Annotated in this window: 23 protein-coding genes; 16 read left to right on the forward strand and 7 right to left on the reverse strand. The window is 64.5% G+C overall.

The annotated features are described in order from the left end of the window. Positions 1 to 17: 17 nt before the first annotated feature. On the reverse strand, positions 18 to 530 hold the full coding sequence (locus tag R5C80_RS03215; protein ID WP_023632569.1) for an RNA polymerase sigma factor: 513 nt from the start codon (positions 528 to 530) through the stop codon (positions 18 to 20). Positions 531 to 670: 140 nt separating this feature from the next. Then, positions 671 to 1672 carry a type I glyceraldehyde-3-phosphate dehydrogenase gene (gene gap, locus R5C80_RS03220; RefSeq protein ID WP_038706743.1) on the reverse strand — a complete coding sequence of 334 codons (1002 nt, stop codon included), beginning with the start codon at positions 1670 to 1672 and terminating at the stop codon, positions 671 to 673. Positions 1673 to 1938: 266 nt separating this feature from the next. Between gap and edd the strand changes: the two genes are divergently transcribed. The 11 genes from edd to R5C80_RS03275 all read left to right on the forward strand — a co-directional run bounded on the left by edd (position 1939) and on the right by R5C80_RS03275 (position 15089). Beyond that, complete coding sequence (edd, locus tag R5C80_RS03225; protein ID WP_038706742.1) at positions 1939 to 3765, forward strand: phosphogluconate dehydratase; 1827 nt, start codon at positions 1939 to 1941, stop codon at positions 3763 to 3765. After that, positions 3762 to 4718 carry a glucokinase gene (locus R5C80_RS03230; RefSeq protein ID WP_110604794.1) on the forward strand — a complete coding sequence of 319 codons (957 nt, stop codon included), beginning with the start codon at positions 3762 to 3764 and terminating at the stop codon, positions 4716 to 4718. Before edd ends, R5C80_RS03230 begins: the two co-directional genes overlap by 4 nt. Before the next feature lie 96 nt (positions 4719 to 4814). Beyond that, positions 4815 to 5510 (forward strand): response regulator, encoded by a 696-nt coding sequence (locus R5C80_RS03235; protein WP_201754994.1) that lies wholly within the window; start codon positions 4815 to 4817, stop codon positions 5508 to 5510. Beyond that, positions 5494 to 6948 carry an ATP-binding protein gene (locus R5C80_RS03240; RefSeq protein WP_038706740.1) on the forward strand — a complete coding sequence of 485 codons (1455 nt, stop codon included), beginning with the start codon at positions 5494 to 5496 and terminating at the stop codon, positions 6946 to 6948. Before R5C80_RS03235 ends, R5C80_RS03240 begins: the two co-directional genes overlap by 17 nt. A 121-nt stretch (positions 6949 to 7069) precedes the next feature. Further along, a complete protein-coding gene (locus R5C80_RS03245; RefSeq protein ID WP_263160181.1) occupies positions 7070 to 8287 on the forward strand; it encodes an AGE family epimerase/isomerase in 1218 nt (405 codons plus the stop codon). Positions 8288 to 8402: 115 nt separating this feature from the next. Further along, the gene (locus tag R5C80_RS03250) at positions 8403 to 9689 is read left to right on the forward strand and encodes an ABC transporter substrate-binding protein (RefSeq protein WP_094011688.1); all 1287 of its coding nucleotides are present in this window, start codon (positions 8403 to 8405) and stop codon (positions 9687 to 9689) included. 134 nt (positions 9690 to 9823) lie between these two features. Next, the gene (locus R5C80_RS03255; RefSeq protein ID WP_023630395.1) at positions 9824 to 10732 is read left to right on the forward strand and encodes a carbohydrate ABC transporter permease; all 909 of its coding nucleotides are present in this window, start codon (positions 9824 to 9826) and stop codon (positions 10730 to 10732) included. Then, complete coding sequence (locus R5C80_RS03260; protein ID WP_023630394.1) at positions 10725 to 11570, forward strand: carbohydrate ABC transporter permease; 846 nt, start codon at positions 10725 to 10727, stop codon at positions 11568 to 11570. Before R5C80_RS03255 ends, R5C80_RS03260 begins: the two co-directional genes overlap by 8 nt. Positions 11571 to 11573: 3 nt before the next feature. After that, positions 11574 to 12728: an ABC transporter ATP-binding protein gene (locus R5C80_RS03265; RefSeq protein WP_094011687.1), complete on the forward strand. Its 1155-nt coding sequence runs from the start codon at positions 11574 to 11576 to the stop codon at positions 12726 to 12728. A gap of 13 nt (positions 12729 to 12741) precedes the next feature. After that, complete coding sequence (locus R5C80_RS03270) at positions 12742 to 14115, forward strand: carbohydrate porin (protein ID WP_371041597.1); 1374 nt, start codon at positions 12742 to 12744, stop codon at positions 14113 to 14115. A gap of 119 nt (positions 14116 to 14234) precedes the next feature. Then, a complete protein-coding gene (locus R5C80_RS03275) occupies positions 14235 to 15089 on the forward strand; it encodes a D-hexose-6-phosphate mutarotase (RefSeq protein WP_110604792.1) in 855 nt (284 codons plus the stop codon). On the opposite strand, the gene hexR is transcribed toward R5C80_RS03275, so the two are convergent. Continuing rightward, on the reverse strand, positions 15082 to 15945 hold the full coding sequence (gene hexR, locus R5C80_RS03280; RefSeq protein ID WP_172670918.1) for a DNA-binding transcriptional regulator HexR: 864 nt from the start codon (positions 15943 to 15945) through the stop codon (positions 15082 to 15084). The two genes, R5C80_RS03275 and hexR, sit on opposite strands and share 8 nt — an antisense overlap. Positions 15946 to 16136: 191 nt before the next feature. Here hexR and zwf point away from each other — a divergent pair, with 191 nt between their 5' ends. From zwf to R5C80_RS03300, 4 genes are all read left to right on the forward strand, one after another. Then, a complete protein-coding gene (zwf, locus tag R5C80_RS03285) occupies positions 16137 to 17606 on the forward strand; it encodes a glucose-6-phosphate dehydrogenase (protein ID WP_038706735.1) in 1470 nt (489 codons plus the stop codon). Further along, the gene (gene pgl, locus R5C80_RS03290) at positions 17593 to 18306 is read left to right on the forward strand and encodes a 6-phosphogluconolactonase (RefSeq protein ID WP_110604791.1); all 714 of its coding nucleotides are present in this window, start codon (positions 17593 to 17595) and stop codon (positions 18304 to 18306) included. Before zwf ends, pgl begins: the two co-directional genes overlap by 14 nt. A gap of 17 nt (positions 18307 to 18323) precedes the next feature. Beyond that, entirely contained in the window at positions 18324 to 18998 is a 675-nt protein-coding gene (locus R5C80_RS03295) for a bifunctional 4-hydroxy-2-oxoglutarate aldolase/2-dehydro-3-deoxy-phosphogluconate aldolase (RefSeq protein ID WP_046854326.1), read from the forward strand. Positions 18999 to 19312: 314 nt separating this feature from the next. Then, positions 19313 to 20275 carry an IS110 family transposase gene (locus R5C80_RS03300; protein ID WP_263158982.1) on the forward strand — a complete coding sequence of 321 codons (963 nt, stop codon included), beginning with the start codon at positions 19313 to 19315 and terminating at the stop codon, positions 20273 to 20275. Positions 20276 to 20360: 85 nt separating this feature from the next. Here R5C80_RS03300 and leuA read toward each other — a convergent pair whose 3' ends face one another. The 4 genes from leuA to R5C80_RS03320 all read right to left on the reverse strand — a co-directional run bounded on the left by leuA (position 20361) and on the right by R5C80_RS03320 (position 25550). Next, the gene (gene leuA, locus R5C80_RS03305) at positions 20361 to 22034 is read right to left on the reverse strand and encodes a 2-isopropylmalate synthase (protein WP_023632519.1); all 1674 of its coding nucleotides are present in this window, start codon (positions 22032 to 22034) and stop codon (positions 20361 to 20363) included. A gap of 350 nt (positions 22035 to 22384) precedes the next feature. Continuing rightward, the gene (locus R5C80_RS03310) at positions 22385 to 23212 is read right to left on the reverse strand and encodes a peptidoglycan DD-metalloendopeptidase family protein (protein WP_312661903.1); all 828 of its coding nucleotides are present in this window, start codon (positions 23210 to 23212) and stop codon (positions 22385 to 22387) included. 3 nt (positions 23213 to 23215) lie between these two features. Beyond that, entirely contained in the window at positions 23216 to 24595 is a 1380-nt protein-coding gene (xseA, locus tag R5C80_RS03315; RefSeq protein WP_038707595.1) for an exodeoxyribonuclease VII large subunit, read from the reverse strand. A gap of 76 nt (positions 24596 to 24671) precedes the next feature. Continuing rightward, positions 24672 to 25550: a LysR family transcriptional regulator gene (locus tag R5C80_RS03320; protein WP_094011683.1), complete on the reverse strand. Its 879-nt coding sequence runs from the start codon at positions 25548 to 25550 to the stop codon at positions 24672 to 24674. A gap of 97 nt (positions 25551 to 25647) precedes the next feature. Here R5C80_RS03320 and R5C80_RS03325 point away from each other — a divergent pair. Continuing rightward, a partial coding sequence (locus R5C80_RS03325) for a sulfite exporter TauE/SafE family protein (RefSeq protein ID WP_319049786.1) occupies positions 25648 to 26277 on the forward strand: 630 nt, incomplete at its 3' end.

A 26277-nucleotide genomic window follows, 5' to 3' on the forward strand; every position in this document is an offset into this window, starting at 1 on the left:
AGCGGCGAGCGGTCACGTCACTGGTGACGATCGGCCACGCCCATGCAGATGGCCATGATCAGTTTCAGCTCCTTCTGCACGGTGCTGGCCGAGACGCTCAACTGCTCGGCGATTTCCAGGTAGCTGGCGCCGTGCAGGCGGCTGAGGATGAAGATGCGCTGCTGGCGTTCGCTCAACTGGCCGAGGCTGACGCTCAGGTGCTTGAGCAGTTGCTCGGCGTGGGCGGCATCCTCGCTGCTCGCGGCAGGGGCTGCGACGTTATGCAGGACCTGTTCGGGCACGTCGTCCACCAAGGTGCGCGCTTGCACCCGGCGCGTGCGCAGGTGGTCCAGGGCAAGGTTGCGGGCGGTCTGGAACACGAAGGGTTCCAGGTGCTCGATCGGGCGCTCGCCCAGGGCGCGGGTGACCCGCAGATAGGTTTCCTGCAGCAGGTCCTCGGCAGTGCTGGGGTTGCCCACCATGCGCTGCAGCGTGCGCAGCAGGGTGAGACGCTGGGTGAGGAACACTGAGTTGAACCGGGACTGACTCACGGGGGAACCTGGGCGTTTTGGGATTAATGATAATGCTTATCATCACCGACCAAGGTCAAGCATGGAAATGTCACGAATGAGTAAAGCTTGTGGCTGCAGCCCACTCCCACAAGACTTTACTCTGAAGACCTGACCCTGCCTTAACGCGCGTTGAACAATGCCAGGCAATTGTCCAGCATGCGGTTGGAGAAGCCCCACTCGTTGTCGTACCAGGCCAGCACCTTGAGCATCCGCCCGTTGGCGCGGGTGTGGTTGGCGTCGAAGATCGACGACAGCGGGTTGTGGTTGAAGTCGCACGACACCAGTGGCAGGGCGTTGTAGCCCAATACCCGGGAATGACGGCTGGCCTCGAGGAACAGCTGGTTGACTTCTTCGGCGCTGGTTTCGCGCTGCAGGTTGACGGTGAGGTCGACCAGCGACACGTTGATCACCGGCACCCGTACGGCCATTCCGGTGAGCTTGCCGGCCAGTTCCGGCAGCACCAGGCCCACGGCTTCGGCAGCGCCGGTCTTGCTCGGGATCATCGATTGGGTGGCCGAGCGGGCGCGATACGGATCGCTGTGGTAGACGTCGGTGAGGACCTGATCGTTGGTATAGGCGTGAATGGTGGTCATCAGGCCTTGCTCGATGCCGAACTCGCGGTGCAGCACCTGGGCAATCGGCGCCAGGCAGTTGGTGGTGCACGAGGCGTTGGAGATGATCTGGTGCGAGGCGCGCAGCACATCGTGGTTGACCCCGTAGACCACGGTGGCGTCGACACCCTTGGCCGGGGCGCTGACGATCACCTTGCCGGCCCCGGCGCTCAAGTGCGCCGCGGCCTTGGCGCGTTCGGTGAACAGCCCGGTGCATTCGAACACCACATCGATGGCCAAGGTTTTCCAGGGCAGCTCGGCAGGGTTGCGGATGGCGCTGACGGCGATACGGTCGCCATTGACGGTGAGGCTTTCGTGGTCGGCCTCGACAGTGGCATCGAAGGTGCCGTGGACGCTGTCGTACTTGAGCAGGTGGGCATTCATTGCGCTGTCGCCCAGGTCGTTGATGGCGACGACCTGCAGGTCCTGGCGGTAGCCCTGCGTGTACAGTGCGCGCAGGACGTTGCGTCCGATGCGGCCGAATCCGTTGATGGCGATGCGTAGGGTCATGGTATTACCTCTGGCAGTCGGGTGAAGCCTGTGGCACAAAGGACAGCTTCACTGAAACGGTTTTGTTGTTGGAATTACAAGATTATTCACCGAGAGATAGAAAACAAGCCTTTTTGCTGGCAGTATTTTGTTTAAACATACAACGAGTGGTTGGGTTGTCCCCTTGTCGAGCGGTGCTGGCGCCTTTTCCTAGAGACTAGGTCGCAATCGTTTGGAGGGAAAATGCCCCAGTAAAGCCGCCCCACAGTTAGCCTGGAGTCCAGTACATGCATCCGCGCATCCTTGAGGTCACCGAACGGCTGATCGCCCGCAGCCGCCGTACCCGTGAACGCTACCTTGAGCTGATCCGTGGGGCGGCCAGTGACGGACCCATGCGCGCCCAGTTGCAGTGCGCCAACTTCGCCCATGGCGTGGCCGGCTGCGGCGGGGACGACAAGCAGACCCTGCGCCTGATGAACGCGGCCAACGTGGCCATCGTCTCGGCCTACAACGACATGCTCTCGGCGCACCAGCCGTACCAGCACTTCCCCGAACAGATCAAACAGGCGCTGCGTGAAGTCGGTTCGGTCGGCCAGTTCGCCGGCGGCGTGCCGGCCATGTGCGACGGCGTCACCCAGGGCGAGCCGGGCATGGAGCTGGCCATCGCCAGCCGCGAGGTGATCGCCATGTCCACCGCCATCGCCCTCTCGCACAACATGTTCGATGGCGCGCTGATGCTGGGCATCTGCGACAAGATCGTCCCCGGGCTGATGATGGGCGCCTTGCGTTTCGGCCACCTGCCGACGGTCTTCGTGCCGGGCGGGCCGATGGTCTCGGGCATTTCCAACAAGGAAAAGGCCGATGTGCGCCAGCGCTACGCCGAGGGCAAGGCCACCCGCGAGCAACTGCTCGAATCGGAAATGAAGAGCTACCACGGCCCCGGTACCTGCACTTTCTACGGCACCGCCAACACCAACCAACTGGTGATGGAGGTCATGGGCCTGCACCTTCCGGGCGCCTCGTTCGTCAACCCCTACACGCCGCTGCGCGATGCCCTTACCGCCGAGGCTGCGCGCCAGGTCACGCGCATGACCAAGGCCAGTGGCAGCTTCATGCCCATTGGCGAGATCGTCGACGAAAAGGCCCTGGTCAACTCGATCGTCGCCCTGCACGCCACCGGCGGCTCGACCAACCACACCCTGCATATCCCGGCCATCGCCCAGGCCGCCGGCATCCAGCTGACCTGGCAGGACATGGCCGACCTGTCCGATGTGGTGCCGACGCTGTCCCACGTCTATCCCAACGGCAAGGCCGACATCAACCACTTCCAGGCCTCCGGCGGCATGGCCTTCCTCATTCGCGAGCTGCTCGACGCGGGCCTGCTGCACGAGGACGTCAACACCGTGGCCGGGCACGGCCTGCGCCGCTACACCCAGGAGCCGTTCCTCGAGGATGGCCGCCTGGTCTGGCGCGAGGGGCCGCGGCACAGCCTCGACGAAAGCATCCTGCGCCCGGTGGCGCGGCCGTTCTCCGCCGAGGGCGGGTTGCGGGTGATGGAAGGCAACCTTGGCCGTGGCGTGATGAAGGTTTCCGCCGTGGCGCCCGAGCACCGGGTGGTCGAGGCGCCTGCCCGGGTGTTCCATGACCAGCAGTCGCTGGCCGATGCGTTCAAGGCAGGCGAGCTGGAGCGGGACTTCGTCGCCGTGGTGCGTTTCCAGGGGCCGCGCTGCAACGGCATGCCCGAGCTGCACAAGCTGACGCCTTTCCTCGGCGTGCTGCAGGATCGCGGCTTCAAGGTGGCGCTGGTTACCGACGGGCGCATGTCCGGTGCTTCGGGCAAGATCCCGGCGGCCATCCACGTCTGCCCGGAGGCTTTTGATGGTGGCCCGCTGGCGCGGGTGCGCGATGGTGATATCGTGCGCGTCGATGGTGCCGAAGGCACGCTGCGGATCATGGTCTCGGCCGAGGAACTGGCCGGCCGTGAACTGCCAGCGCCACCCAAGGGTAACGACCTGGGCTGCGGGCGTGAGCTGTTCGGCTTCATGCGTGTGGCGTTCAGTTCCGCCGAGCAAGGCGCGAGCGCCTTCACCTCGGCTCTGGAGAACCTCGAATGAAGGCCTTGCTGGTCGGCGACATCGGTGGCACCAACGCGCGTTTCGCCGTGTGGCGCGACGAAGAACTGCAGGCGGTCCAGGTGCTGGCCACCGCCGACTACACCAGCCCCGAACAGGCCATCGAGGCCTACCTGGCCGACCAGGGTATCGCCCGTGGCGGCCTGGCGGCGGTGTGCCTGGCGGTGGCAGGCCCCGTGGACGGCGACGAGTTCCGCTTTACCAACAACCACTGGCGCCTGAGCCGCAGTGCGTTCTGCCAGACGCTGCAGGTCGATCGCCTGTTGTTGATCAACGACTTTTCCGCGATGGCGCTGGGCATGACCCGCCTGCGCGCAGGCGAATTTCGTGAAGTCTGCGCAGGTCTCGCCGATCCATCGCGCCCGGCGCTGGTGATCGGCCCCGGCACCGGCCTGGGCGTGGGCAGCCTGCTGCGCCACGGTGAGCATTGGCTGGCACTGCCGGGGGAGGGCGGGCATGTCGACCTGCCGGTGGGCAATGCCCGTGAGGCGGCGATCCACCAGGAAGTCCATCGGCAGATCGGCCATGTCAGTGCCGAGACCGTGCTCAGTGGCGGTGGGCTGGTGCGCCTGTACCAGGCCATTTGTGCGCTCGATGGTGCTGCGCCGACGCACAAGACCCCGGCGCAGATCACCGACGCGGCGCTGGCCAACGAGCCACGGGCGCTGGCGGTGGTCGAGCAGTTCTGCCGGTTCCTCGGCCGGGTGGCGGGCAACAATGTGCTCACCCTCGGGGCGCGGGGTGGCGTCTACATTGTCGGTGGCGTGATTCCCCGTTTCGCCGAATTGTTCCTGCGCAGCGGCTTTGCCGCGAGCTTCGCCGACAAGGGCTGCATGAGCGGGTATTTCGCCGGGGTGCCGGTGTGGCTGGTGACGGCGGAGTTTTCCGGGTTGCTGGGGGCCGGAGTGGCTTTGCAGCAAGCGCTGGACCTCTAACCGACGGAGCCGCACTGCGGCCCCCCACAGCAGGCATCAAGATCTGCGTTTACAAAAGGACTGACCATTGTGACCACTGCCGGCAAATCGATCCTGATGGTCGACGACGACCAGGACATCCGCGAACTGCTGCAGACCTACCTCGCCCGCTGCGGCCTGCAGGTGCACGCCGAACCTGACGGCCAGGGCTTTCGCCGCGCCCTGGACGCCAACTCCTACGACCTGGTGATCCTCGACGTGATGCTGCCCGACGAAGACGGCTTCAGCCTGTGTCGCTGGGTTCGCCAGCACCCGCGCCAGGCGCGGGTGCCGATCATCATGCTTACCGCCAGTTCCGATGAAGCCGACCGGGTCATCGGCCTGGAGCTGGGCGCCGATGACTACCTCGGCAAACCCTTCAGCCCGCGTGAGTTGCAGGCGCGGATCAAGGCCTTGTTGCGTCGTGCCGATTTCGGCCAGGCGGCGCCGGCCAGTGCGGTGCTGGCCTTCGATGACTGGCGCCTCGACACGATCAGCCACCGTCTGTTCCACCGCGACGGCGAAGAGGTGATCCTCTCCGGCGCCGACTTCGCCCTGCTCAAGCTGTTTCTCGATCACCCGCAGCAGATCCTCGACCGCGACACCATCGGCAACGCCACCCGTGGTCGCGAGCCGATGCCGCTGGACCGTATCGTCGACATGGCGGTCAGCCGCCTGCGCCAGCGCCTGCGCGACACGGAAAAACCACCCCGGCTGATCCGTACCGTGCGCGGTAGCGGCTACCTGCTGGCGGCCAATGTCTGCCCGGCCTGACGAGCGTCGCTGGCGCCTGCTGCCGCGGTCGCTGCTGGGGCGCATGCTGCTGCTTACCTTGCTGGTGGTGTTGCTGGCCCAGGGCCTGTCCAGCGTGATCTGGGTCGCGCAGCTGCGCGCCAGCCAGCTGCAGGGCCTGCGCGCCAGCGCCAGCAGCCTCGCGCATTCGATGAGTGCCAGTGTCAGTTACTTTCGCTCGTTGCCGGTGGCCTACCGGCCCATGGTGCTGGACCAGTTGCGCAGCATGGGCGGCACGCGTTTCTTCGTCTCGCTCAACGTCAAGCCGCTGGAAATGCCGGTGTTGCCGATCACCCCGCGCAAGCAGGCAGTGATCGACGTATTTCAGGAGGTGCTGCACGAGCGCCTTGGCCAGCAGATGGAGATCTCCGTGGAGTTCGTCAGCCCCGACGATCTGCGCATCTTCAACAGCGGCCTGAAACTCGATGAGCTGCCCCGCTCCTGGGCGCACTATTCGCTCACCCTCGAGCCGCTCAACCCGCCGGTGCTGGTGACCCAGATCCGCCTCGGCGAGGGCGAGTGGCTGTACATCGCCTCGCTGCTGCCCGAGCCCTACACCAGCCTCGAGGCCGAACGCCTGCCGCGTCAGCAGATCGGTTTCATTGCCCTGACTACCGTGCTGTTGCTGCTGTTCATCGGCCTGCTGGTGCACTGGCAGAGTCGGCCGCTCAAGCGCCTGGCACGGGCGGCACGGGAAATGTCGCTGGGCGCCGACGTGGCCCCGGTGGCCGAAGGCGGCGGCAGCGAGGTGGTCGAGGTGGGGCGGGCGTTCAACAACATGCGTGAACGGATCAGCCGCTACCTGACCGAGCGTTCCCAGCTGTTCAGCGCCATTTCCCACGACCTGCGCACACCGATCACGCGCCTGCGCCTGCGGGTGGAGCTGCTCGAGGACGAGAAGCTGCAGGCCAAGTTCAGCCGCGACCTCGATGAGCTGGAGCTGCTGGTCAAGGGCGCGCTGCAATGCGTGAAGGACACCGATATCCACGAGAACATCGAGCCGATCGATCTCAACCAGGTACTGGAGATGCTGGCCGAGCCTTATCTCGGCGATGGGCGCATCACCGTGGAGGGGCAGGCATTGGCACCGTACCCCGGAAAATCGCTGGCCTTGCGCCGCTGCATCGGCAACCTGATCGACAACGCCATCAAGTACGGCGAGCGCGCGCAGCTGCGCATCATCGATACCGCCGAGAGCTTCGTGCTGCAGGTGGACGATCAGGGGCCGGGGGTGCCGGAACAGCGCCTGGAGCAAGTGTTCGAGCCGCACTTCCGCCTCGCCGGGCAGCAGCAGGGGTATGGGCTGGGGCTGGGCATCGCGCGCAACATCGCCCATAGCCATGGCGGCGAGGTGAGCCTGTTGAACCTGCGCGAAGGTGGGTTGCGGGTGACCTTGTACCTGCCGCGTTCAGCCGAATGAGCCCTTGCTACGCGATAAGCGCTTCGATGTAACGATGTGGTGACAATAGAGCCGGGCTTCGTGACATGCCAGCCAGGACCGCTGGCTAGAATCGGCTGACAACAACAAGGAAGGTGCACCCATGGCCATCAGCTGGCTCGACTCCCCGACACACCATGCCTGGCTCGACGCCGAGGCCCTGCGCCTGCTCGCCTTCGCCAGGACTTCGCGCCTGCCCCAGGGGTTCGGCAACCTCGATGACGAAGGCCGCCTGCCCCGTTGCGCCCTGGCCGAGACCATGAACACCGCGCGCATGACCCACAGCTTTGCCCTGGCGCATATCCAGGGCGTTCCGGGTTGCCGCGAACTGGTCGGGCATGGTGTCGAGGCCCTGCAAGGCCCGTTGCGCGACAAGGAGCATGACGGTTGGTACGCGCAGCCTGAAGGTCATGGCGACACCGGCAAGGCCGCCTACCTGCACGCCTTCGTCGCCCTCGCCGCCAGCTCGGCGGTGGTGGCGGGCATCAGCCAGGCGTCGGCGTTGCTGGAGGCGGTGACCCAGGTCATCGAGCAGCGCTTCTGGTGCGAAGAGGAGGGAGCCCTGCGCGAGTCGTTCTCCCGCGACTGGCTGCACGCGGAGGCCTACCGGGGCGCCAACAGCAACATGCACGGCGTCGAAGCCTTCCTCGCCCTGGCCGACGTGACCGGCGACACGCAGTGGTTGCTGCGCGCCCAACGGATCGTCGAGCGCTTGATCCTGACCCGCGCCGCTGCCGACGGCATGCGCGTCACGGAACATTTCGATGCGCAGTGGCAGGCGCTCCCCGACTACAACCGCGAAAACCCCGCCGATGGCTTCCGTCCTTACGGGACCACGCCCGGCCACGCCTTCGAATGGGCGCGCCTGGTACTGCACCTGGAGGCGGCCCTGCAAACGGCGCAACTGCCTGCGCCCGAGTCCTTGCTGCCCGCCGCCCGGGGCCTGTTCGACAGCGCCTGTCGCCACGCCTGGCAGGCAGATGGCGCGCCGGGGCTGGTCTACACCCTGGACTGGCACAACCGCCCGGTGGTGCGCGAGCGCCTGCACTGGGTGCATGCCGAGGCCTGTGCCACTGCCGCGGCGCTGTTGCGACGTACCGGTGAAGCCCAGTACGAACACTGGTACCGCTGCTTCTGGGACTTCATCGCCAGTCACTTCATCGACTGCGCCCACGGCAGCTGGCACCACGAACTCGACCCGGCGCTGCTGCCCAGTGCGCGCATCTGGGGCGGCAAGCCCGACCTCTACCACGCCTACCAGGCCTTGCTGCTGCCACGCCTGCCGCTGGCGCCGAGCCTGGCCACGGCGCTGGCTTTGTAACCAGACGATGACATTCGCGCATCCGTTCGTTACCTGGCGCCGGGCGCGACCTCCCTACACTCCATGCCATGCAAGCGACAGTCTTGCCTCGCATAACAACAAGAAAGGTAATCCCATGCATCCGACGCTTCGTCTCGCCGCCGCGATCTCCTTCGCCTCCCTGTTCTCCCTCAGTGCCCAGGCCGCCGACTCCAAAGGCAGCGTGGAAGTCGTCCATTGGTGGACCTCCGGCGGCGAGAAGGCCGCAGTCGACGTGCTCAAGGCGCAGGTCGAGAAGGACGGCTTCACCTGGAAGGACGGCGCCGTGGCTGGCGGCGGTGGCGCCACCGCCATGACCGTGCTCAAGAGCCGCGCCGTGGCTGGCAACCCGCCCGGGGTCGCGCAGATCAAGGGCCCGGATATTCAGGATTGGGCCGCCACCGGGTTGCTTGATCCCGACGTGCTCAAGGACGTGGCCAAGGACGAGAAGTGGGACGGCCTGCTCGACAAGAAAGTCGCCGACACCGTCAAGTACGACGGCGACTACGTGGCCGTGCCGGTGAACATCCACCGCATCAACTGGCTGTGGATCAATCCGGAAGTGTTCAAGAAGGCCGGTATCGACAAGGCCCCGACCACCCTTGAGGAGTTCTACGCCGCCGGTGACAAACTCAAGGCCGCCGGCTTCATCCCGCTGGCTCATGGTGGCCAACCCTGGCAGGACAGCACCGTATTCGAGAGCGTGGTGCTCTCGGTGATGGGCGTCGAGGGCTACAAGAAGGCCTTGGTCGAGCTGGATGAAAAGGCCCTGACCGGCCCCGAGATGGTCAAGGCGCTCACCGAGCTCAAGAAGGTCGCCACCTACATGGACCCGGACGGCAAGGGCCAGGACTGGAACCTTGAAGCGGCCAAGGTCATCAACGGCAAGGCCGGCATGCAGATCATGGGCGACTGGGCCAAGAGCGAATGGACCCTGGCGAAGAAGACCGCCGGCAAGGACTACCAGTGCGTGGCCTTCCCGGGCACCGACAAGGCCTTCCTCTACAACATCGACTCGCTGGTGGTATTCAAGCAGAAGGACAAGGGTACCGCTGCAGGCCAGCAGGACATCGCCCGCAAGGTCCTGGGCGAGGACTTCCAGAAGGTCTTCAGCATCAACAAGGGCTCGATCCCGGTGCGTAACGACATGCTCGCCGACATGGGCAAGTACGGCTTCGACAGCTGTGCCCAGACGGCGGCCAAGGACTTCCTGGCCGACGCCAAGTCCGGCGGCCTGCAACCGAGCATGGCGCACAACATGGCCACCACCCTGGCGGTACAAGGGGCATTCTTCGATGTGGTGACCAACTACATCAACGATCCCAAGGCCGATCCGGCCGACGCGGCGAAGAAGCTGGCCGCAGCCGTCAACGCCGCCAAGTAAGGATCTGACGGCCCTATCGCCGGCAAGCCGGCTCCCACAGGTACAGCGATCAGCCTGAGCACACCTGTACCTGTGGGAGCTGGCTTGCCAGCGATGAGGCCCGCGCAGGCAATCTCGCATCGGGAACCCAGATCATGACTACAGCAACCGCCCGCCTGCGGGCCTCACCCCTGGACGCGCTGCAGCGTTGGCTGCCGAAACTGGTGCTGGCGCCGAGCATGTTCATCGTCCTGGTGGGCTTCTACGGCTACATTCTGTGGACCTTCGTCCTCTCGTTCACCACCTCGACCTTCCTGCCCACCTACAAGTGGGCGGGCCTGGCGCAGTACGCCCGGCTGTTCGACAACGACCGCTGGTGGGTGGCGAGCAAGAACCTGCTGCTGTTCGGCGGGTTGTTCATCGGTATCACCCTGGCCATCGGCGTGTTCCTTGCGGTGCTGCTCGACCAGCGCATCCGCCGCGAAGGCTTCATCCGCACCATCTACCTGTACCCCATGGCGCTGTCGATGATCGTCACCGGTACCGCCTGGAAGTGGCTGCTCAACCCCGGCATGGGCCTGGACAAGCTGCTGCGTGACTGGGGCTGGGAAGGCTTTCGCCTGGACTGGCTGATCGACCCCGACCGGGTGGTCTATTGCCTGGTGATCGCTGCCGTGTGGCAAGCCTCGGGCTTCATCATGGCGATGTTCCTCGCTGGCCTGCGCGGCGTCGACCAGTCGATCATCCGCGCCGCGCAGCTCGATGGCGCCAGCCTGCCGCGCATCTACTGGACCGTGGTCCTGCCCAGCCTGCGCCCGGTGTTCTTCAGTTCGCTGATGATCCTCGCGCACATCGCGATCAAGAGCTTCGACCTGGTGGCGGCGATGACTGCGGGCGGGCCGGGCTACTCCTCGGACCTGCCAGCGATGTTCATGTACTCGTTCACCTTCAGCCGTGGGCAGATGGGCATGGGCTCGGCCAGCGCCATCCTCATGCTGGGCGCGATCCTGGCGATCATCGTCCCCTACCTGTACTCCGAACTACGGGGCAAACGCCATGACTAGTCCTGTCGACAAACCCGCGCTGAACCTCAGCCGCATCGCCATCCATGCGGTGCTGCTGCTGGCGGTGCTGCTGTACCTGGTGCCGCTGGTGGTCATGCTGCTGACCAGCTTCAAGACCCCCGAGGACATCGGCAGCGGCAACCTGCTGAGCTGGCCGGCGGCGTTCACCGGCATCGGCTGGGCCAAGGCCTGGGCCACGGTCAACGGCTACTTCCTCAACTCGATCCTGATCACCGTGCCGGCGGTGCTGATCTCCACGGCGATCGGCGCGCTCAACGGCTATGTGCTGTCGATGTGGCGCTTCCGTGGCTCGCAGCTGTTCTTCGGCCTGCTGCTGTTCGGCTGCTTCCTGCCGTTCCAGACCGTGCTGCTGCCGGCCTCGTTCACCCTCGGCAAGCTGGGCCTGGCCAGCACCACCAGCGGCCTGGTGCTGGTGCATGTGGTGTACGGCCTGGCCTTCACCACATTGTTCTTCCGCAACTACTACGTGAGCATCCCCGAGGCGCTGGTCAAGGCCGCACGCCTGGACGGCGCCGGGTTCTTCACCATCTTCGGGCGGATCATCCTGCCGATGTCGACGCCGATCATCATGGTCTGCCTGATCTGGCAGTTTACCCAGATCTGGAACGACTTCCTGTTCGGCGTGGTGTTCTCCAGCGGCGATTCGCAACCGATCACCGTGGCCCTGAACAACCTGGTCAATACCAGCACCGGGGCCAAGGAATACAACGTCGACATGGCCGCGGCGATGATCGCCGGGCTGCCGACGCTGCTGGTCTACGTGATTGCGGGCAAGTATTTCGTGCGCGGGCTGACCGCCGGCGCGGTCAAGGGGTAAGTCATGGCAACACTCGAACTTCGCAATGTGCACAAGACCTATGGCGCTGGCCTGCCGGACACGCTCAAGGATATCCAGCTGGCGATCAAGGACGGCGAGTTCCTGATCCTGGTCGGGCCCTCGGGCTGCGGCAAGTCGACGCTGATGAACTGCATCGCCGGCCTGGAAAGCATCAGCGGCGGGGCGATCCTCATCGACGACGAGGATGTCAGCGGCATGAGCCCCAAGGATCGCGACATCGCCATGGTGTTCCAGTCCTACGCGCTGTACCCGACCATGAACGTGCGCGACAACATCGCCTTTGGCCTGAAGATCCGCAAGATGTCCCAGACCGCCATCGACGAGGAGGTGGCGCGGGTCGCCAAGCTGCTGCAGATCGAGCACCTGCTGGGGCGCAAGCCCGGGCAGTTGTCCGGCGGCCAGCAGCAGCGCGTGGCCATGGGCCGGGCGCTGGCGCGGCGGCCGAAGATCTACCTGTTCGACGAACCGCTGTCGAATCTCGACGCCAAGCTGCGGGTAGAGATGCGCACCGAGATCAAGCTGATGCACCAGCGCCTGAAGACCACCACGGTGTATGTCACCCATGACCAGATCGAGGCCATGACCCTGGGCGACAAGGTGGCGGTGATGAAGGACGGCATCATCCAGCAGTTCGGCACCCCGCAGCAGATCTACAACGACCCGGCCAACCTGTTCGTCGCCAGCTTCATCGGCTCGCCGCCGATGAACTTCATCCCTGTGCGCCTGATGAAGCAGGACGGCCGGGTGCTGGCACTGCTCGACAGCGGCCAGGCGCGCTGCGAGCTGCCGCTGGGCGTGGCGGCGGACGAGCTGGAGGGGCGCGAGATCATTCTCGGCGTGCGCCCTGAACAAATCTCGCTGGGCGCCGCGGAGGGCAACGGCATGCCCGCGATCCGCGCCGAAGTACAGGTCACCGAGCCCACTGGCCCGGATCTGCTGGTGTTCGTCACCCTCAACCAGACCAAGGTCTGCTGCCGCCTGGCGCCGGATGTGGCGTGCCGGGTGGGCGACAGCCTCAACCTGCAGTTCGACCCGGCGCGGGTGTTGCTGTTCGACGCCGGCAGCGGCGAGCGCCTCGACCTCGCCGCCAGTGGTACTGCCATCAAGGACAACGTGACTCGCTTCAAAGGCCGTTGAATCGTCTAGAACAATGCATAACAAGAAAAGAGGACGCAAAGGGATGGAACATCGCAATCGCATCAAGACCTTGGGATCGCTCGCCTTGCTGGCGGTGGTCGGCAGCAGCGGGGCCCAGGCCGCCGAGGCTTTCTCGTCGGAATCGAAATGGATGACCGGCGACTGGGGCGGCACCCGCACCGAGCTGCTGGAGAAGGGCTACGACTTCACCCTCGACTACGTTGGCGAAGTGGCCGGCAACCTGCACGGTGGCTACAACGACGACAAGACCGCGCGCTACAGCGACCAGTTCGCCTTGGGCGCGCACCTGGACCTGGAGAAGATCTTCGGCTGGAAGGACACCGAGTTCAAGCTGGCGATCACCGAGCGCAGCGGCCGCAACCTGTCCAACGACCGCATCAGCGACCCGCGTGCCGGGCAGTTCAGCTCGGTGCAGGAGGTCTGGGGGCGCGGCCAGACCTGGCGCCTGACGCAGATGTGGGTCAAGCAGAAGTACTTCGACGGCGCGCTGGACGTGAAATTCGGCCGCTTCGGCGAGGGCGAGGACTTCAACAGCTTCCCCTGCGACTTCCAGAACCTGGCTTTCTGCGGCTCGCAGGTGGGCAACTGGGTCGGCGGCATCTGGTACAACTGGCCGGTCAGCCAGTGGGCGCTGCGGGTCAAGTACAACATCACCCCGGAATTCTTCGTCCAGGTCGGTGCCTACGAGCAGAACCCGTCGAACCTGGAGACTGGCAACGGCTTCAAGCTCAGCGGCAGTGGCACCAAGGGCGCGATCCTGCCGGTGGAGGCGGTGTGGTCGCCGAAGGTCAACGGCCTGCCGGGCGAGTACCGCCTGGGCTACTACTACAGCACTGCCAAGGCCGACGACGTGTACGACGACATCAACGGCAACCCGCAGGCGCTGACCGGCGCGGCGTTCAAGTCGCACTCCAGCAAGCACGGCTGGTGGGTGGTGGCGCAGCAGCAGGTCACCGCCCATGCTGGCGACGTCAACCGCGGCCTGAGCCTGTTCGCCAACTTCACCGTGCATGACAAGGCCACCAACGTGGTCGACAACTACCAGCAGGTCGGCATGGTCTATAAAGGCGCCTTTGACGCCCGGCCCAAGGACGATATCGGCTTTGGCATCGCCCGTATCCACGTCAACGACGATGTGAAAAAGCGCGCCGAGCTGCTCAATGCCCAGTCCGGCATCAATGACTACGACAACCCAGGCTTTGCACCGCTGCAGCGCACCGAATACAACGCCGAGCTCTACTATGGCTTCCACGTCACCAACTGGCTGACCGTGCGCCCGAACCTGCAGTACATCAAGAGCCCGGGCGGTGTGGATGAAGTGGACAACGCGCTGGTCGCGGGATTGAAGATTCAGTCGTCATTCTGAGAAAAATTGTTGTAAATTTACGCCATCCATTTCGGCCTCCCGCTAACCACTGGTCTGCAGTGGTTAACGGGCACAGGCTGAGACAGCGCTATCTCGAACAACAAAAGAGCTTGGAAACCATGCCTGAACATCCGCTACATCGCTTCTTCACCTCGCAACGGCCGAGGCCGACCTTCGAGTGGGAGCGTTACCAGCAGCGCGATGTGCTGATCATCGACCACCCTCGCTGCCAGGCGGTGTTCAGCCGCCAGGGCGGGCAGCTCCTGCACTTTCAACCCGCCGGTGAGAAACCCTGGTTGTGGTGCGCCGAGCAGTGGCCGCAGGTGGGGGCCATCCGTGGTGGCGTGCCGGTGTGCTGGCCCTGGTATGGCCGCCATCCCAGCGAGGACCTGTGGCCGACCCATGGCTGGGCGCGCCTGCTGGACTGGAAGCTGGTGGACAGCCGCGAGGACGAGGAAGGGGTGACCCTGAAATGGCGCCTGGACCTGTGCGACTGGCAGGTCGACCTGCATGCCCGGCTCGGGGCGAGCATGGAGCTGAGCCTGAGCACCGAGCACCAGGACAGCGAACCGTGCCAGCTGAGCCATGCGCTGCTGGCCTACTGGCGGATCAGCGACGTGTCGAAGATAGCGCTATCCGGGCTGGAGGACATCGACGGCTACGACCGCCTCAATCGCCAGGCCTGCCGCGAAGATGGCGCGCTGACCCTCAAGGGCGGTTGCCAGCGGGTCTATCCCGGCACGCCGCGGGTGCAGCTGCAGGACCCGGCTTGGCAGCGCGAACTGTGCATCGATACCGGCGACAGTGACGACACCGTGGTCTGGCACCCTGGCAATCGGCCCTTGATGGGCGTGAGCGGGCGGGAGTGCCAAGGCTTCGTCTGCGTGGAGGCGGCCAGCGGCAGTGACGAGGGCCTGAGCCTGGCGCCGGGCGAGCGGGCGCACCTGCGTTTGCAGGCGCACCGGCTCAGTTGAGGTCGTCGTCCTCGATCGGGTAGCGGCTGGCATTGAGGCTTTCCTTGATCTTGCGCAGGTGTGGCTGGAAGTCCACGCCGCGGCGCAAGGTCATGCCGGTGGCGAGCACGTCGAGCACGGTGAGCTGGATGATCCGCGAGGTCATCGGCATGTAGATGTCGGTGTCTTCCGGCAGCGGGATATGCAGGCTCAGGCTGCAAGCCTGGGCCAGGGGCGAGCCGGCGGCGGTGAGGCCGAGCACCGAGGCGCCGTTTTCCCGCGCCAGGCGCGCCACTTCGACCAGTTCGCGGGTGCGCCCGGTGTAGGAAATGATCACGAACAGGTCGCCGGTGTGGGCCACCGAAGCCAGCATGCGCTGCATCAGCACATCGGCGTGGGCCGACACGGCGAGGTTGAAACGGAAGAACTTGTGCTGCGCATCGAGGGCCACCGGGGCCGAGGCGCCGAGGCCGAAGAAGTGGATCTGCCGGGCCTGGATCATCATGTCCACGGCGCGGCTGACCTGCTGCGGGTCGAGCGCCTGGCAGGCGCTGTCGAGCGAGGCAATGGCACTGCCGAAGATCTTCTGGGTGTAGGCGGCCGGATCGTCGTCGGCCTCCACTGCACGGCTGACATAGGCGGCGCCGCTGGCCAGGCTCTGCGCCAGTTGCAGCTTGAGTTCGGGGTAGCCGCTGACGCCGAACGAGCGGCAGAAGCGGTTGACCGTCGGTTCGCTGACACTGGCTGCCTGGGCCAGGGCGGCGATGCTGAAGCGGGTGGCTTGTTGCGGGTTGAGCAGGATGACTTCGGCGACCTTGCGTTCGGCCTTGTTCAACTCGTCGAGGCGGCCCTGGATCTGTTCCAGGAGGTTTCGCACGCGGTCCATGGTGTGTCCTTGGGTCGGGAAGCAGGCTTTTTGCGCTGGTGTGTATCCTACTGTCGGTAAGATTGTCACACCACTTGTCTGTAATGGCTGTATTGGATGTTGTGGTTTTTACTACATTAGCCCTTGAAAAGCAGGGTTGAAACCGGTATTCCTAGTCCAACATTTATAAAAGAACCAACATCATGGCCGCGATCAGTGTCGAACCCTGCACCTTCGCCCTCTTTGGCGCCCTAGGCGACCTGGCATTGCGCAAGCTGTTCCCCGCGCTCTACCAGCTCGACCGCGCCGACCTCCTGCACCCCGACACCCGCCTGCTGGCCCTGGCCCGCGAGCCGGGCAGTGTGCAGGAACACATGAACAACATCGAAGCCCATCTGCGCCGCCACGTGCCGGAGGCCGAGATCGATGCCGCTTCCCTGGGGCGCTTCCTCGCGCGCTTGAATTACCTGCACCTGGACTTCGTCGAGCCCGAGGGCTACCAGGCCTTGGCCGAACAGGCACCGAGCGGGCAGCCGCTTATCGCCTACTTCGCCACGGCGGCGGCGGTCTACGGCGCGATCTGCGAGAACCTCGACAAGGCCGGCCTGGCATCGCGTACCCGGGTGGTGCTGGAAAAGCCCATCGGCCACGACCTGGAGTCGTCGCGCCGGGTCAACGACGCCGTGGCGCGGTTCTTCCCCGAGAGCCGGGTCTACCGTATCGACCACTACCTGGGCAAGGAGACGGTGCAGAACCTGATCGCCCTGCGCTTCGCCAACAGCCTGTTCGAAACCCAGTGGAACCAGAATTCCATCTCCCATGTGGAGATCACCGTCGCCGAGAAAGTCGGCATCGAGGGCCGCTGGGGCTACTTCGACAAGGCCGGCCAGCTGCGCGACATGATCCAGAACCACCTGTTGCAGCTGCTCTGCCTGATCGCCATGGACCCGCCCAGCGATCTCTCGGCCGACAGCATCCGCGACGAGAAGGTCAAGGTGCTCAAGGCCCTGGCACCGATCACCGGAGAAGGGCTGAGCACCCATGTGGTGCGTGGCCAGTACATCGCCGGTTTCAGTGACGGCAAGCCGGTGCCGGGTTACCTCGAAGAGGACAACGCCAACGCCCAGAGCGACACCGAGACCTTCGTCGCCCTGCGCGCCGATATCCGCAACTGGCGCTGGTCGGGCGTGCCGTTCTACCTGCGCACCGGCAAGCGCATGCCGCAGAAGCTGTCGCAGATCGTCATCCACTTCAAGGAAACCCCGCACTACATCTTCGCCCCGGAACAGCGTTTGCAAATCGGCAACAAGCTGATCATTCGCCTGCAGCCGGACGAGGGTATTTCGCTGCGGGTGATGACCAAGGAACAGGGCCTGGACAAGGGCATGCAACTGCGCAGCGGCCCGCTGCAGCTGAATTTCTCCGACACCTGGCGCAGCGCGCGGATCCCGGACGCCTACGAGCGGTTGCTGCTGGAAGTGATGCGCGGCAACCAGAACCTGTTCGTGCGCAAGGACGAGATCGAATACGCCTGGAAATGGTGCGACCAGCTGATCGCTGGCTGGAAGCACACCGGCGACGCGCCCAAGCCCTATGCGGCCGGTTCCTGGGGGCCGATGAGCTCGATTGCATTGATTACACGTGATGGGAGGGCCTGGTATGGCGATATCTGAACTGCAACTGCCGGCGACCGTGAAGGTTCATCAGCTGGCCGATCCGAAAACCCTGGCGGCGACCCAGGCCCATGATGTGGCTGAACGCCTGCGCCAGGCGATCACCAGCAAGGGGCAGGCCTGCCTGGTGCTGTCTGGCGGCCGTAGCCCGGTGCCGTTTCTCGAGAAGCTGGCCGGCGAGGCGCTGGACTGGACCCGGGTCACCGTGAGCCTGGCCGACGAGCGCTGGGTGCCGGTGGCGCACGACGACAGCAACGCCGGCCTGCTGGCTCGCCACCTGTTCAAGGGACCGGCGGCCAAGGCTCGCTTTATCGGGCTCTACCAGCCCGCAGCGACCCTCGAAGCCGCTGCCGAGCAGGCCGACCAGGTGCTGGCCGACCTGCCGCCGATCGATGTGCTGGTGCTGGGTATGGGCGACGATGGTCATACGGCCTCGCTGTTCCCGGCCAGCCCCAACCTGCGCCAGGGCCTGGCCAAGGTCGGTGAGCGCCGCTGCCTGTCGATGCTGGCACCCAGCGTGCCACACCAGCGCCTGAGCATGACCCGCGCACTGCTGGCCACTGCCGGCCTGACCCTGTTGTCGGTGCAGGGCGCGGGCAAGCTAGCCACCCTGCGCACCGCGCTGGCGGCCGAAGACCCAACCGAAATGCCGATTCGCGCCTTTCTTCACGACCCCCTGGACATCTACTGGTGCCCATGAGCCAAGGATCCATTGTCATGACCACCCTCGAACGCCCACAGCCTTTGCTCTCGATGGCCGACAAAGCCGCGCGGATCGACGCGATCTGTAACAAGGCGCGCATCCTGCCGGTAATCACCATCGCCCGTGAGGAAGACATCCTGCCCCTGGCCGATGCCCTGGCCGCCGGCGGCATCCGCACCCTGGAAGTGACCCTGCGCTCGCAACACGGCCTGAAGGCCATCCAGGTGCTGCGCGAGCAGCGCCCGGAGCTGTGCGTCGGCGCTGGCACCGTGCTCGACCGCGGCATGTTCGCGGCGGTCGAGGCGGCGGGCGCGCAGTTCGTCGTCACCCCGGGCATCACCCAGGACATTCTCGAAGCGGGCGTGGACAGTGATATTCCGCTGTTGCCGGGCATCAGCACGCCGTCGGAAATCATGATGGGCTACGCCCTGGGCTATCGCCGCTTCAAGCTGTTCCCCGCCGAGATCAGTGGCGGCGTGGCGGCCATCAAGGCGTTCGGCGGCCCGTTCGGCGACATTCGCTTCTGCCCCACTGGCGGGGTCAACCCGGCCAACGTGCGCAACTACATGGCCCTGCCCAATGTGATGTGTGTGGGCGGCACCTGGATGCTCGACAGCAGCTGGATCAAGAACGGCGACTGGGCGCGGATCGAGGCGTGCAGCGCCGAGGCGATGGCGTTGCTGGACTGACAGATTTCGTTGTGTGCTACACGGCTTGTGGGGCGCTTGGTCGGCGCCCCTTTTTTTCGCCTGCGAGTTGGGTGCTGCCGGTTCCGGCTCTATCGCGGGGCAAGCCCGCTTGTATGGTTAGACTTGAAGGGGTGGTGGGACTAAATGCCCGATTCTGACTGTTCGCATCAGTACAGACCGTGGGAGACATCGCCCCACCCCTTCCACCAAAGCGCCGATAAAGAATGCATCGTTTGCAAGCGACGATAGAAGCAAGCCAGCGCCTCTTGGTGAAACCCCTTCAAGCCAAAAAACCATAACGTGAGGAAGCGCCCATGGCAATGCAGGTTGGCAAGCTGATCGTGGGTGCGGATGTCGCGAAAGCTGAACTGGTGATTCATCACGATGATCGCGATGAGATCATCAGGCTGAAAAACGCCAAACTCGAAATCAAAAGATGGCTGAAACAACAGCCTCTCAACACGGCTATTGCTGTTGAGGCGACTAATGTTTATCACCTCGATCTGGTTGAACTGGCTCACAGCCTAGGCTTCGAGGTGTATGTCATTGATGGGTTCCAGCTGAGCAACTACCGGAAAAGCGTGGGTGGACGAGTGAAAACGGATCCTTCTGATGCTCGGCTGCTGTCCCGGTTTTTGAAAAACGAGGGGGAAGACCTTCGCCCTTGGACTCCTCCTCCCGCCGTCTACGGCAAGCTACAGAGCCTTCTTCGACGCAGATCGGCCTTAGTGACTGCTCGCACTGCAATGATGCAGAGCTGGGCTAATGAAGCTTTGTTGAAGGTCGCCTTCAAAACCTTTGTAAAATCCATAGACCGGCTGGATCTGCTGATCCAAAAGAAGATTAAGGAAGTGCTGCGAGAAGCTGGCCTGCACGAACAAGTTGCCCGCTGCCAAGCGATAGAGGGTATTGGTTTTCTCACCGCTACAGCATTGGTGATGGCCTTTATGCGGGGCGAGTTCAAAAGCAGTGACTCGTACATTGCATTCCTGGGAATGGATCTACGAGTCAGTGATTCAGGACAGAAGAATGGACGCCGCCGCCTGACGAAAAGAGGCTGCTCGGAGATCAGGCGTCTATTGCACAACGCCGCCATGGCAGCGAGCCGATCAGCTGCTTGGAAAGACGTCTACGAACAGTATCGGAAAGCGGGTAAAGCAACGACACAGGCGCTGGTAATCCTGGCTAGAAAGCTTGCACGAGTGGCATTCGCCCTGATGAAAAACCAGGACGAATATGTCACCAAAGGCGGAAAACTGGCTTGCTGCAAACCATAGAATCTCCCACGAGCCCGCGATGGGCTCGGGAAAACCAACAAAAAAGCCCGCATCGAGGATGCGGGCTTTGGTTATCAGCGTTGGCTTACGCCGCTTTGGCCTGCTGCTGGCTCAGCGAGCGGTTCAGTGCGCTGAACAGTGCCTTGAAGCTGGCGGTGGTGATGTTCTCGTCGATGCCCACGCCGTGCACCGGACGCCCGCCGGCCACGCGCAGCTCGATATAGGCCGCGGCCTTGGCATTGGTGCCGGCGCCGATGGCGTGTTCGTTGTAATCCATGATCTCCACGGCGATCGGCAGGCCGGCCACCAGTGCTTCGAGGGCGCCGTTGCCCTTGCCGTGCCAGTGCAGGGTGGTTTCGCCTTCACCGGAGACTTCCACTTGCACGTGGCTGCTGCCGTTCTCTTCCTGCAGGCGGTGGCTGACCAGGGCATATGGCGCGTTGGCCTGGAGGTATTCCTTCTGCAGCAGTTTGTAGATCTGCTCGGCGGTCATTTCCAGGCCGAGACGGTCGGTTTCGCCCTGTACCACCTGGCTGAACTCGATCTGCATGCGGCGCGGCAGGCTGATGCCATATTCCTGCTCGAGCAGGTAGGTGATGCCGCCCTTGCCCGACTGGCTGTTGACGCGGATTACCGCCTCGTAGCTGCGGCCGATGTCGGCCGGGTCGATCGGCAGGTATGGCACTTCCCACAGCTCGCCGTCCTGCTGCTTGGCGAAGCCCTTGCGAATGGCGTCCTGGTGCGAGCCGGAGAAGGCGGTGTGCACCAGGTCGCCGACGTACGGGTGACGTGGGTGCACCGGCAGCTGGTTGCACTCCTCGACGACCTTGCGCACGCCGTCGATATCGGAGAAGTCCAGCTGCGGGTCGATGCCCTGGGTGTAGAGGTTCAGTGCCAGGGTCACCAGGTCGACGTTGCCGGTACGCTCGCCGTTGCCGAACAGGCAGCCTTCGGCGCGGTCGGCGCCAGCCATCAGGCCCAGCTCGGTGGCGGCGATGCCGGTGCCCCGGTCGTTGTGGGTATGCAGGCTGATGATCACGCTGTCGCGGCGGTTGACGTTACGGCAGAACCACTCGATCTGGTCGGCGTAGACGTTCGGCGTGGCGACTTCGACGGTGGCCGGCAGATTGAGGATGATCTTGTGCTCGGGGGTCGGGTTCCACACCTCGATCACCGCGTCGCACACCTCTTTGGCGAACTCCAGTTCGGTGGCGCTGAAGGTTTCGGGCGAGTACTGGAAGGTCCACTGGGTTTCAGGCTGCTGCGCCGCGTACTTGACGAACAGCTTGGCGGCGTTGACCGCGATGTCCTTGACGCCCTGCTTGTCCTGGTTGAAGACGATGCGGCGGAACGATGGGCAGGTGGCGTTGTACAGGTGAACGATGGCCTTCTTGGCGCCGCGCAGGGATTCGAAGGTACGCGCGATCAGGTCTTCACGGGCCTGGGTGAGCACCTGGATAGTGGTGTCGTCCGGGATGTGGCCGTCTTCGATCAGGGTGCGCACGAAGTCGAAGTCGGTCTGCGATGCGGACGGGAACGAGGCTTCGATTTCCTTTACGCCTACTTGTACCAAGGTCTTCCAGAAACGCAGCTTCTTCTCGGCATCCATCGGCTCGATCAGCGACTGGTTACCATCACGCAGGTCGGAACTGCACCAGATCGGCGCCTGGGTGATGGTCTTCGACGGCCAGGTACGGTCAGGCAGGTCGATGGTCGGGAAAGCGCGGTACTTCTTCGATGGATCTTTGAGCATGGTCATGGAAGCAATCCTTTTATGTGCGGCCGTGATCGGGCCTGCCGAACGTGTACGAGATGAAAAGGCGAGGCGACGCGATTCACCCTGGTAGTCGGGCGCTGACCAGGCAGAGGCTGCGGTGTTGTTGGAGGAGGGTGCTGAAGATGTTCATATGCTCAACCCTAACCAGTGGGTTTGGGTATGGCAAGCATTGCGAGAAAATTGAGAGGAATGCTTAAAAAAACGAATTTACTGAGTTTTTATGGCTTTTAAATTTGACCTGATGAGATTTTATTGCGTTAAGTTTTTTCATTGCGCAAGTCGCGGGGCAAGCGTGGGCTACGTGGGGGCGGGCTCGCCCCGCGATTGCGATTTCAGGGCTGGAACGCGCCGATGAAGATCGCCGGATCCACCCGCGCATCGTTGAGGCTGACGTTCCAGTGCATGTGCGGGCCGGTGGCCCGGCCAGTCGAGCCCACGCGGCCCACCACCTCGCCACGGCGCAGCGCCTGGCCCGGCTTCACGTCGATCTTCGACATGTGGCAGAACATGCTGATGAAGCCTTGCCCATGGTCGACGAACACCGTGCGGCCATTGAAGAAGTAGTCGCCCACCAGGATCACCTTGCCATTGGCCGGGGTCTTGATCGGCGTGCCGGCGGGCACGGCGAAGTCCAGGCCGGCATGGGGGTTGCGTTCCTCGCCATTGAAGAAGCGGCGCACGCCGAACTTGCTCGACAGCGGGCCGTTGACCGGCTTGTCGAGGATCAGGTTGCTCGGAAGCACAGGGCTGAAACTGCGGTAGGCCTTTATCTGCTCGGCCAGTTCGCGGTCGATGCGCTTGAGGTCCTGCGGTTCAGGGTTGACCTGGCGCTTGTTCTTCAAGGTGATGTGCTGCTCGGGGTACTTCTTGCTGCCGACACTGAAAGGAATGTTGCGCCCACCCTGGGTCAGCACGGCACTGCCGGGCTTTTGCGTCAGTGGAATACCGACGATGGCCAGCCAGTTGTCCTGCTCCCTGACCACCAATACCGGTTTGCCATCGAAGCGCGCGATCGGGGCGCTGGCGGCCGGGCCCAGGTCGACCACCGCCACGCCACCGGGCACGGGCTTGTTGAGGGCGCGGGTAATGTAGCTGGCGTGGGCGGCCGTGACCGGCAGCAGCAGGGCAAGGGCAAGCAGGGGCGCGAACAGGCGTGGCATGTGTCAGTCCAGGAGCGAGAGGGTGACCGGGGTCTGGTGGTTGTCCTCGACCCGCACCTTGAGTTCGCCTTCGTTGAGGCGGGCGGTCAGGCGTTGGCCGTTGTGGGTTTGCGCGGCGCTGCGGATGGCCTGGCCGCGCTCATCCAGGAGGATGCTGTAGCCGCGGGCGAGGGTGGCCAGCGGGCTGACCACCTGCAGGGTCTGCAACTGTGCCTGGAAGCGCTGGCGGCGATCCTTGAGCACGTCGCGCATGGCCCGCGGCAGGCGTTCGGCGAGGCTGTCCAGGCGCTGCTTGAGCAGTTTCAGGCTGCGCCCCGGATGTTGCGCGGCCAGGCGCGTGTCGAGGCGGCCGAGGCGTTGCTGGCGCTGGTTCATGTCGAGCATGAAGGCGCGGCGCAGGCGCATGTCCAGGTCGTCCAGGCGCTGGGCTTGCTGGCGCAGGCGCTCGCCGGGGTGGCGCAGGCGTCGGGCCAGCCCGTCGAGGCGCAGGCGGTCGTGGGCCAGGCGGTTCTGCATGCGCAGCAGCAGGCGCCGTTGCAGGCCGTCAAGGCGCTGCTGCAGGCCGCTGCTGTCGGGGGCGAGCAGCTCGGCGGCGGCGGACGGTGTGGGTGCGCGCACATCGGCGACGAAATCGCTGATCGACACGTCGGTCTCATGGCCCACGGCGCTGACGATGGGCGTGACGCAGGCGGCCACGGCGCGGGCCACGGCCTCTTCGTTGAAGCACCAGAGGTCTTCCAGCGAGCCACCGCCACGGGCCAGGATCAGCGCGTCGAAGCCTTGCCGATCGGCCATCTGCAGGGCGCGGACGATCTGGCTGATCGCCTCGCGGCCCTGCACCGCGGTGGGGATCAGGTTCAACTCGACCTGCGGCGCACGGCGGCCAAACACACTGATGATGTCGCGAATCACCGCGCCGGTGGGCGAGGTGATGATGCCGATGCGTTGCGGGTGCGCCGGTAGCGGCTTCTTGCGTTCGGTGCTGAACAGCCCCTCCGCGCCGAGCTTTTCCTTCAGCGCTTCGAACGCCAGGCGCAGGGCACCGTCGCCGGCCGGTTCGACCGTATCGAGGATCAGCTGGTAGTCGCCACGCCCTTCGAACAGCGAGACCTTGCCGCGCACCCGTACCGCCAGGCCGTCACGCAGGGCCTGGCGCACCCGGGCGGCGTTCTGCCGGAACAGCGCGCAGCGGATCTGTGCGCCGCTGTCCTTGAGGGTGAAATACATATGGCCGGAGGCCGGGCGGGCGAGGTTGGAAATCTCGCCTTCCACCCAGACGCTGCGGAACACGTCCTCGAGCAGCACGCGGGCGCGGCCGTTGAGCTGGCTGACGGTGAGGACCTCGCGGTCCAGGCCGAGTCGTTCGAAAGGGTCTCTGATCATGGTGGGCATCATAAATGAGCGAAGGCCTGGTTGTCTGTGCCGGCCTCTATCGCGGGCTTGCCCCGCGATGAGGCCTTCAGCCTTGCATGATCGCCACGAACTGGCCCACCAGTTCCCCGGCATCCCGCCGGCAAGCCAGCGCCACGGTACTTTGGCACGCCTCGTCCAGCGGCACGAAATGCACCGCCGGCGGGGCAATCTCGCGCATGCTCGCCGGCAACAACGCCACCCCGAACCCGGCCTGGATCAGTTGCAGTTGCGTGGTCTTGCGCGATACCACCTGTGCTGCCTGCGGAAAGAACCCCGCATTCATGCACAGCGACGCCGACAGGTAGCTCAGGCCGCCACGCTGGCGATGGGGGATGGAAATGAAACGTTCCTCGCGCAGTTGGTCCAGTCGAACACTGCTTGCCGTGGCCAGTGGGTGGCCCGCCGCCACTGCCAGCAGCAGGGGTTCGTCGAACAGCGCATGCAGCTCCACGCCTTCATGCTGGCGCAGCACCGGCAGGCGCAACAGGCCGATCTCCAGGCGGCCTTCGGCGATGTCCTCCAGTTGCGCCTCCGACGATTGCTGAGCGATCTCCAGGGAAACGCCGGGATTATTCTCGAGGTAGCCGCCGAGGCGCTGCAGCAAATGGCCGGTCAGCGGCACGGTGCTGGAGTGGTTCAGTCGCAGGCTGCCGCGCAGGCCCTGGCCGATTTCCCGGGCCAGGCGCTCGGCCTTGTCCAGGTCGGCCAGCAAATGGCGGGCGCGCTCGAGAAAGGCCAGCCCGGCGACGGTCAGCCGTGGCTGGCGGGCAGTGCGTTCGAACAGGACGGTACCCAGGTGAAGCTCAAGCTCCTTGATCTGCCGGCTGAGGGCCGACTGGGCAATGTACAGCCGCTCGGCGGCGGCGCTGAAACTGCCGGCCTCGGCGATTTCGACGAAGTAGCGCAGCTGGCGGATCGAAGTCATGTCATGCCTTTTCGAGATGGCTGATGGCAAAAATGCATATTAGTCGGCATGGCTCGTCACTGGCTAACCTTCAGTTGTCTTCAAGGGAACTGCCGCGATGCTCGCTCAACTGTCGTTTTCCACGTTCGACTGGCTGCCCATCCTGCTGGGAGTGGGGGTGGCCTATATCGTCTTCGGTATTGCCGGTTTCGGCACTGCGCTGGTCGCCGGCCCCGTGCTGATCCATTTCATGCCGTTGTCACGGATCATTCCGTTGCTGGTGCTGCTGGATTTCGTCGCAGCCTTCGGCAACCTGCTGCCGTCGCGGCGCGATGTGGTGCGCGGCGAGTTGCTGCGCCTGCTGCCGTTCATGGCGGTGGGTTGCACCCTGGGCGTGGTGTTCCTGCTGCGGCTCAAGTCCGATGTGTTGCTGTTGCTGATGGGTATCTTCGTGACCGCCTATGCGGTCTATGGCCTGGCGGTCAAGGTACGCCCGGCTAGCCTGTCGGGCGCCTGGGCGGTGCCCATGGGCACGGTGGGCGGGTTGTTCGGCGCCTTGTTCGGCAGTGGTGGATTCCTCTACGCGATCTACCTAAGTGCCCGCCTGGAGGCCAAGGAACAGGTGCGCGCGACCCAGGTCGCGCTGATCAGCTGCAGCACGGTGGTGCGCCTGTCGCTGTTCCTGCTCGCCGGGGTGTATGCCGATACCAGCCTGTTGCTGCTCACCGGCAGCAGGCAGGCGGCGAGC

The sequence above is a fragment of the Pseudomonas sp. On1 genome (assembly GCF_033783325.1).

Coding starts and splice junctions, on each gene's coding strand:
- R5C80_RS03230 (WP_110604794.1), top strand. CDS start 3,762: ATGAAGGCCTTGCTGGTCGGCGACATCGGTGGCACCAACGCGCGTTTC.
- R5C80_RS03255 (WP_023630395.1), top strand. CDS start 9,824: ATGACTACAGCAACCGCCCGCCTGCGGGCCTCACCCCTGGACGCGCTG.
- R5C80_RS03320 (WP_094011683.1), bottom strand. CDS start 25,550: ATGACTTCGATCCGCCAGCTGCGCTACTTCGTCGAAATCGCCGAGGCC.
- R5C80_RS03270 (WP_371041597.1), top strand. CDS start 12,742: ATGCATAACAAGAAAAGAGGACGCAAAGGGATGGAACATCGCAATCGC.
- zwf (WP_038706735.1), top strand. CDS start 16,137: ATGGCCGCGATCAGTGTCGAACCCTGCACCTTCGCCCTCTTTGGCGCC.
- leuA (WP_023632519.1), bottom strand. CDS start 22,034: ATGACCATGCTCAAAGATCCATCGAAGAAGTACCGCGCTTTCCCGACC.
- xseA (WP_038707595.1), bottom strand. CDS start 24,595: ATGATCAGAGACCCTTTCGAACGACTCGGCCTGGACCGCGAGGTCCTC.
- R5C80_RS03260 (WP_023630394.1), top strand. CDS start 10,725: ATGACTAGTCCTGTCGACAAACCCGCGCTGAACCTCAGCCGCATCGCC.
- R5C80_RS03245 (WP_263160181.1), top strand. CDS start 7,070: ATGGCCATCAGCTGGCTCGACTCCCCGACACACCATGCCTGGCTCGAC.
- pgl (WP_110604791.1), top strand. CDS start 17,593: ATGGCGATATCTGAACTGCAACTGCCGGCGACCGTGAAGGTTCATCAG.
- R5C80_RS03250 (WP_094011688.1), top strand. CDS start 8,403: ATGCATCCGACGCTTCGTCTCGCCGCCGCGATCTCCTTCGCCTCCCTG.
- gap (WP_038706743.1), bottom strand. CDS start 1,672: ATGACCCTACGCATCGCCATCAACGGATTCGGCCGCATCGGACGCAAC.
- R5C80_RS03310 (WP_312661903.1), bottom strand. CDS start 23,212: ATGCCACGCCTGTTCGCGCCCCTGCTTGCCCTTGCCCTGCTGCTGCCG.
- R5C80_RS03240 (WP_038706740.1), top strand. CDS start 5,494: ATGTCTGCCCGGCCTGACGAGCGTCGCTGGCGCCTGCTGCCGCGGTCG.
- R5C80_RS03295 (WP_046854326.1), top strand. CDS start 18,324: ATGACCACCCTCGAACGCCCACAGCCTTTGCTCTCGATGGCCGACAAA.
- R5C80_RS03275 (WP_110604792.1), top strand. CDS start 14,235: ATGCCTGAACATCCGCTACATCGCTTCTTCACCTCGCAACGGCCGAGG.
- R5C80_RS03300 (WP_263158982.1), top strand. CDS start 19,313: ATGGCAATGCAGGTTGGCAAGCTGATCGTGGGTGCGGATGTCGCGAAA.
- R5C80_RS03235 (WP_201754994.1), top strand. CDS start 4,815: ATGGTCGACGACGACCAGGACATCCGCGAACTGCTGCAGACCTACCTC.
- R5C80_RS03265 (WP_094011687.1), top strand. CDS start 11,574: ATGGCAACACTCGAACTTCGCAATGTGCACAAGACCTATGGCGCTGGC.
- edd (WP_038706742.1), top strand. CDS start 1,939: ATGCATCCGCGCATCCTTGAGGTCACCGAACGGCTGATCGCCCGCAGC.